The 5836-nt window shown below is 74.5% G+C and carries 7 protein-coding genes; 2 read left to right on the top strand and 5 right to left on the bottom strand.

What is annotated here, in order from left to right:
- The 5 genes from VFW24_01160 to VFW24_01180 form a co-directional block, all read right to left on the bottom strand.
- The coding region (locus VFW24_01160; GenBank protein ID HEX5265358.1) for a hypothetical protein at positions 1 to 664 on the bottom strand (664 nt) is incomplete at its 3' end.
- Positions 665 to 680: 16 nt separating this feature from the next.
- On the bottom strand, positions 681 to 1190 hold the full coding sequence (locus tag VFW24_01165; GenBank protein HEX5265359.1) for an HNH endonuclease: 510 nt from the start codon (positions 1188 to 1190) through the stop codon (positions 681 to 683).
- 66 nt (positions 1191 to 1256) lie between these two features.
- Entirely contained in the window at positions 1257 to 1493 is a 237-nt protein-coding gene (locus VFW24_01170; GenBank protein HEX5265360.1) for a hypothetical protein, read from the bottom strand.
- A gap of 23 nt (positions 1494 to 1516) precedes the next feature.
- Positions 1517 to 2764: an acyl-CoA dehydrogenase family protein gene (locus tag VFW24_01175; protein ID HEX5265361.1), complete on the bottom strand. Its 1248-nt coding sequence runs from the start codon at positions 2762 to 2764 to the stop codon at positions 1517 to 1519.
- A gap of 11 nt (positions 2765 to 2775) precedes the next feature.
- Positions 2776 to 3690 carry an ROK family protein gene (locus VFW24_01180; protein ID HEX5265362.1) on the bottom strand — a complete coding sequence of 305 codons (915 nt, stop codon included), beginning with the start codon at positions 3688 to 3690 and terminating at the stop codon, positions 2776 to 2778.
- Between the two features lie 81 nt (positions 3691 to 3771).
- Between VFW24_01180 and VFW24_01185 the strand changes: the two genes are divergently transcribed.
- Positions 3772 to 4755, top strand: coding sequence for a MoxR family ATPase (locus tag VFW24_01185; GenBank protein HEX5265363.1), 984 nt, complete (start codon positions 3772 to 3774; stop codon positions 4753 to 4755).
- 6 nt (positions 4756 to 4761) lie between these two features.
- Positions 4762 to 5836, top strand: a 1075-nt coding sequence (locus VFW24_01190) for a DUF58 domain-containing protein (GenBank protein ID HEX5265364.1), incomplete at its 3' end; no start/stop codon positions are given.

Raw genomic sequence — 5836 nt, forward strand, 5'->3', positions numbered from 1 at the left:
AGGGCAGGGAGTGGGTGAAGGCGGTGGTGAGGATCTGCTCGTCGACCCCCACGGGGCCGGCCAGCTGGCCCAGCTCCCGGGCCAGCTCGGCCCGCTCGTCCTCGGTCCCGGCCAGGAGGCCGGCGGTGTCCTCGGGCTCCCACTCGAGGAGGGCGGCGCACTGGAACACCGCCCCCCGCCGGCGGCGGCGCTGCGAGAGCCCCACCACCTTCCGCCCCGCCACCGTGACCTCCCCCGGCCCCAGCCCGGCAAAGCAGATCGTCCGCGACCAGCGGCTGTGCATCAACGGGCCCTCGTACACGCCGGCCCGGGACACGCCACATGCGCGCAGCGCCTCCTCCCAGGCCCGCCCCAGCCAGAGGAACGAACGGCCCAGGTCCTCCTCCCACAGGGGATCCCCGACCGGCACGACCACCTCGACCCACAGGAGCCGGCCGGGCCGGACCAGCACTGCGCCTCCTCCGCTGCGCCGGCGCACGATCTCCAGCCCCCGGGCGGCGGCCAGCGAGGGGTCGAAGGCCTCGGCCGGCTGAGTGCTGCCGAGCACCAGGGCCGGGACCGTCGGCCGGCACAGGACGACCCGGCGGTCATCGAGCTCGGCGTCCCGCCCGTGGATGCGGGCCGGGTGCGCGGTCAGTCGCTCGGCGGGCCAGGCGTGGGGCACGGGGCGGGCCGGGCCGTCAGGCCGACAGCGCCGGGATGGCGCCGAGGTACGGCTCCCAGGCCGGCAGCACCGCCCCCCCGGCGATCACCGCCCACATCCGGTTCCGGGGCTGGGCGGGATGGCTGCGCAGCACCAGGCCGGCCTCGTGCGGTGTGCGGTCCTCCTTGCGGGCGTTGCACGACCGGCACGACGCCACCACGTTCTCCCACGTGTGGGTGCCACCCCGGCTGCGGGGCACGACGTGGTCGATGTTCTCGGCCGCCGCCCCGCAGTACTGGCAGCGGTGGCTGTCCCGGGCGAAGACGCCCCGCCGGTTGAGGGCCACCCGCGTCTGGTACGGGATCTTCACGTAGCGCGACAGCCGCACGACCGACGGCTCGGGGAAGGTCATCCGCTCCGAGTGGAAGAAGCGCTCCGAGGGGTGGACCAGCTCCGCCCGCTCGGCCAGCACCAGCACGAGCGCCCGCCTGGAGGCCACGACACAGAGAGGCTCGAACGTGGCGTTGAGGACCAAGGAGCGCGACATGGCCTGGGGCTCAGAGGTTCCGGGCCCGCCCTGACGGGAGCTTGGGTGGTGGGAGCTGCATCGCCGCTAAAGGTAGCGGCCGGAGCGGCGCCGCCGCCGGCACCATTCGAGGTAGTCGACCAGGTCGGCGGCCTCCGGGGGATGGCCGGGGTCCCCGTAGGCCGTCTCCATGCGGAACGCGAGATAGCGCTCGTCGGGTAGGGGCAGGTGCGGGGCCCGGCGCCACCACCCGGGGACGGCCAGCCGCCGCACCGTGGCCAGCGCGGTCGGCCACAGACCGGGCCGCCCGATCAGCTGCAGCACCGACCGCCGGTCGAGGAGCCGGGTCAGCGCCGGGACTCGTTCCAGGCCCCCCCGTCGGCCCGCGGCTCCTTGGGCAGGCCGAGCACCATCTCTCCGAGGATGTTGCGCTGGACCTGCGCCGTGCCGGCGTAGATGGTCCCGGCCCGGGCGTTGAGGAAGGTGCCCGCCCACGACCCCGTGCTGTTGGGCGCGCCGGGGTCGTCGGTCTGGAAGGCGGTGGCGGGGCGCTTGCCGGTGGGCACCAGCCCGTCGGGCCCGAGGATGTCCATGGCCAGGTTGGTGACCTGCTGGTGGTACTCGCTCCAGAACACCTTGAAGATGGATGACTCGGGCCCGGGTTGCCGTCCCGCCACGAAGTTGGTGAGGCTGCGGTAGCCGAGGAAGCGCATCACCTCGACCTGGGAGTAACACCACGCCAGGCGCTGGCGCACGACCGGGTCGGCCGTGCGGCCCCGCTCGGAGGCGAGCTGCAGCAGCCGGTCCAGCTCCAGGCGGAACTCGATCGGCATGGTGGCCGCCGCCTCCCCCCGCTCGTAGCCGAGCAGGGTCATGGCCACGCCCCACCCCCCGTTGACCTCGCCCACCACGTTGTGGGCCGCCGTGCGCGCTCCCTCGAAGAAGACCTCGTTGAACTCGGACTCCCCGGTGATCATCCGGATCGGGCGCACCTGCACCCCGGGCTGGTCCATCGGGCACAGCAGGAAGGTGATGCCCCGGTGCTTGGCCGCGCTCGGGTCGGTGCGGGTGAGCACGAAGATCCAGTTGGCCTTGTGCCCGAGCGACGTCCACACCTTCTGGCCGTCGATCACCCACTCGTCCCCGTCGAGCCCGGCGCGACAGCCCAGGTTGCCGAGGTCGGATCCGGCGTTGGGCTCGGAGTAACCCTGGCACCACCTGTCCTCGCCCGAGAGGATGCGGGGCAGGAAGTGGCGCTTCTGCTCGTCGGTGCCCCACTCCAACAGGGTGTTGCCGATCATCTGGATGCCGAACACGTCGTGGCCGCCGCGAGCCGGCACCCCGGCCCGGGCGAACTCCTCGGCCACGATCACCTGCTCCAGCGCCGACAGGCCGGCGCCGCCGAATTCGCGGGGCCACGACGGCGCGAGCAGGCCGTTCTCGTAGAGGGTGCGCCGCCACTCGGACTCGAAGGCCTCCCGCTCCTCGAGCTCGAGGGCGCCGATGCCCTTCCAGCCCGTCGGCAGGTGCTCGGCCAGGAAGGCCTGGACCTTCTCCCGGTAGGCCTCGGCCTCGGGGGGGTAGCGCACCTCCATCGCCGTCGAGGCTACTTCTCTCCGCTGCGGTCCCTGTGGGCCCGGTACGCCAGGGCCGCCGCCCCGACCAGGCCACCGTCGGCGCCCAGGCCGGCCGGGACGATCCGCGTCCCCCGGCTGAAGTCGAGGCGGCTGCGCCGGTCGATCTCCCGCTGGGCGGCGCGGAAGAAGGGGGTGCCGAAGCCGAGGGCCACTGAACCGCCCACGACGGCCAGGCGTAGGTCAAGCAGATTGGCCACCGATCCGACCGCTCTCCCGACCAGCCGCCCGGCGCGCGCCACGACCTCGGGGCCCGCCTCCGCCGCCGGGCTCCCGGTGGTGGCGGCGATGCCGGTGCCCGAGGCCTCGGCCTCCAGGCATCCCCGCGCCCCGCAGGCGCAGATCCGCCCGTTCGGCACCACGGTGACGTGGCCGATATGGCCGGCGTTGCCGTCGGCGCCGTCCAGGAGGCGGCCGTCGAGCACGATCCCCCCGCCGACACCGGTCGACACGACCATGGCGATGAAGTCGGCGCAGCCCGAGGCGGCACCCCGCCATCCCTCTCCGAGCGCCAGGGCCTTGGCGTCGTTGTCGACAGTGGTCGGCAGGCCGGTGAGCTCGGCCACCCGCGTCCGGAGGGGGAAGCCCCGCCACCCCGGGATGTTGAGGGGGGACACCTCCTCGCCGTCGCGGGTCATGGGGCCGCCACAGGCGACGCCGCAGAGAGCCGGCCCGGCCCCCGGGGGGGCGGACGCCAGCACCGAGGCGACGAGCCGGGAGAGGGCCGCGAACAGCGCCTCGGCGTCGGCGGGATCGGGCCGGCGGGGAGTGGGGCGCCGGGCGGCGGCCAGCACCGCCCCGTCCCCGTCCACGACCGCCGCCGCCAGCTTGGTTCCGCCGATGTCCAGGGCCAGGCACGGCGGGCGCGACGACGGCGGGCCGGCCACGGCCGTGACGATACCGGCCGGCAACTTGTTAACTGGCGGGGCCCGCCGGGAGGCGACCGGCGGCCTACCGAGGAGGGGCGCTTGGCCAGGCAGCGATCGTTGGGCGCAGGGATGGCGGGCTTTGCCGAGCGCTTCGAGGCGGTGGCCACCAACGTCGAGCGCGTCATCCAGGGCAAGGACGAGGTCGTGCGCCTGGCGCTGGTGTGCCTGGTCGCCGAGGGCCACCTGCTGATCGAGGACGTGCCGGGCGTCGGCAAGACCAGTCTGGCCAAGGCCATGGCGGCCTCGTTCGACTGCCAGTGGCACCGCATCCAGTTCACGCCGGACCTGCTGCCGTCGGACGTGACCGGGGTGAACGTGTACAACCGGGCCAACGGCCAGTTCGAGTTCCGCCCGGGGGGGATCTTCTCGGAGATCGTTCTTGCCGACGAGATCAACCGGGCCTCGCCCCGGACCCAGTCGGCGCTCCTCGAGGCGATGGAGGAGCGCCAGGTCACGGTCGACACGACGACCTACCGCCTGCCGAGCCCGTTCATGGTGATCGCCACCCAGAACCCGGTGGAGCATCAGGGCACCTATCCGCTTCCCGACAGCCAGCTCGACCGCTTCCTCATGCGCATCGACGTCGGCTATCCGGACCGCCGGGCCGAGGTCTCCATCCTCGAGACCCACGGCGGCGCCGACCCCGTCGACGAGCTCGAGCCGGTCGTCTCGACCAAGGAGGTCGAGACGATGATCGCCACGGCGCGCGACCTGCACGTGGCACCGAGCATCCGGGCCTACGTGGTGGACCTGGCGGCGGCCACCCGCCAGCACCCGTCGGTGACCCTCGGCATGTCGCCCCGGGCGTCGCTGGCGTTGCAGCGCGCGGCACGAGCCCGGGCCGCGTCTCTCGGACGCGACTTCGTGACCCCCGACGACGTGAAGGAGCTGGCGGCGCCGGTCCTCCAGCACCGACTGGGCCTGTCGGCCGAGGCGGAGATGTCGGGAGTCGTCGTCGGCGAGGTCCTGGGCGAGGTCCTCGGATCCGTGCCGGTCCCCGCCGGCCGCCTGGCCGCCGGCTGACGCCCGGTGCTGACCCGCCGCGGCTGGCTGGTTCTGGCCAGCGCGGGAGCTTCCTGGTTGGCGGGCCGGCTGCTCGGGCTGCTCGAGCTGCACGTGGTGGCGGTGGCCGCCGCCGCCGCCGTGGTCGGCGCCGCCATCTACGTCCGGGTGGTGCCGTTCCGGCTCGACGCCCGCCGCCAGGTTCGCCCGACCCGGGTCCACCTCGGCCAGCCGGGCCGGGTCGACCTGGCCCTCACCAACGTCACGACCCGGCGCACCCCGCCCCTGGTGGCCGAGGAGCCCTTCGACGACGGGCGGCTGGTGGCCCGGTTCCAGGTGCCCTCCCTCGGCCCGGGAGAGACGGGCCGGGCCGCCTACCGCATCCCCACCGACCGTCGGGGCCGCTTCCTCACCGGACCGATCACGCTCCGGCTGGTGGACCCCTTCGGCCTGGCGTCCGGCGGCGCCACGGTCGGGCGGGCGTCGGCGGTGCTCGTGTACCCGCGCATCGACCCCATCTCCGGCATGCCCCCCGCCCCGGGCCGCGACCCTCACGCCGGCACCCACCAGCGCGCCGGGCGCCTCCAGGGCGAGGACTTCTACGCCCTGCGCCCCTACGAGGTCGGCGACGACCTCCGCCGGGTGCACTGGCCCGCCACGGCGCGCGCCGACGACCTGATGATCCGCCAGCTGGAGCTGCCCTGGCAGCACCGCACGACGGTTCTCCTCGATGTGAGGCGGGCCGTGCACACTCCCGAGTCGTTCGAGGAGGCGGTGTCGGCGGCGGCCAGCATCCTCACCGGCTCGCACCGCTCGGGGGCCGTCACCCGCCTGGCCACCACCGCCGGCCTGGACTCCGGGTTCGACGCCAGTCCCGCCCACTGGGAGGCGGCCCTGGCCGCCCTGGCCGGTGTCCGCCTCACCGGAGCCGCCAACCTGGCCCGGGCGGTGGCGTCCCTGCGGCGCCACGGCGGGGGATCGAGCGTGGCGGTGATCACCACCGGTGCGGCCAGCGCCGGGGACCTCCGGGCCGTCTCGGCCCTGCGCGAGCGGGTGGGGCTGGTGGTGCTGGTGCTGGTGGAAGGCCCCGGTCAGGGGGCCA

It is taken from the genome of Acidimicrobiales bacterium (assembly GCA_036273495.1).
Taxonomy (GTDB): domain Bacteria; phylum Actinomycetota; class Acidimicrobiia; order Acidimicrobiales; family JAJPHE01; genus DASSEU01.

What these genes read in the sequence shown, in the direction of transcription:
- VFW24_01165 (HEX5265359.1), bottom strand. Translation starts at nt 1,190, where the DNA reads ATGTCGCGCTCCTTGGTCCTCAACGCCACGTTCGAGCCTCTCTGTGTC.
- VFW24_01175 (HEX5265361.1), bottom strand. Translation starts at nt 2,764, where the DNA reads ATGGAGGTGCGCTACCCCCCCGAGGCCGAGGCCTACCGGGAGAAGGTC.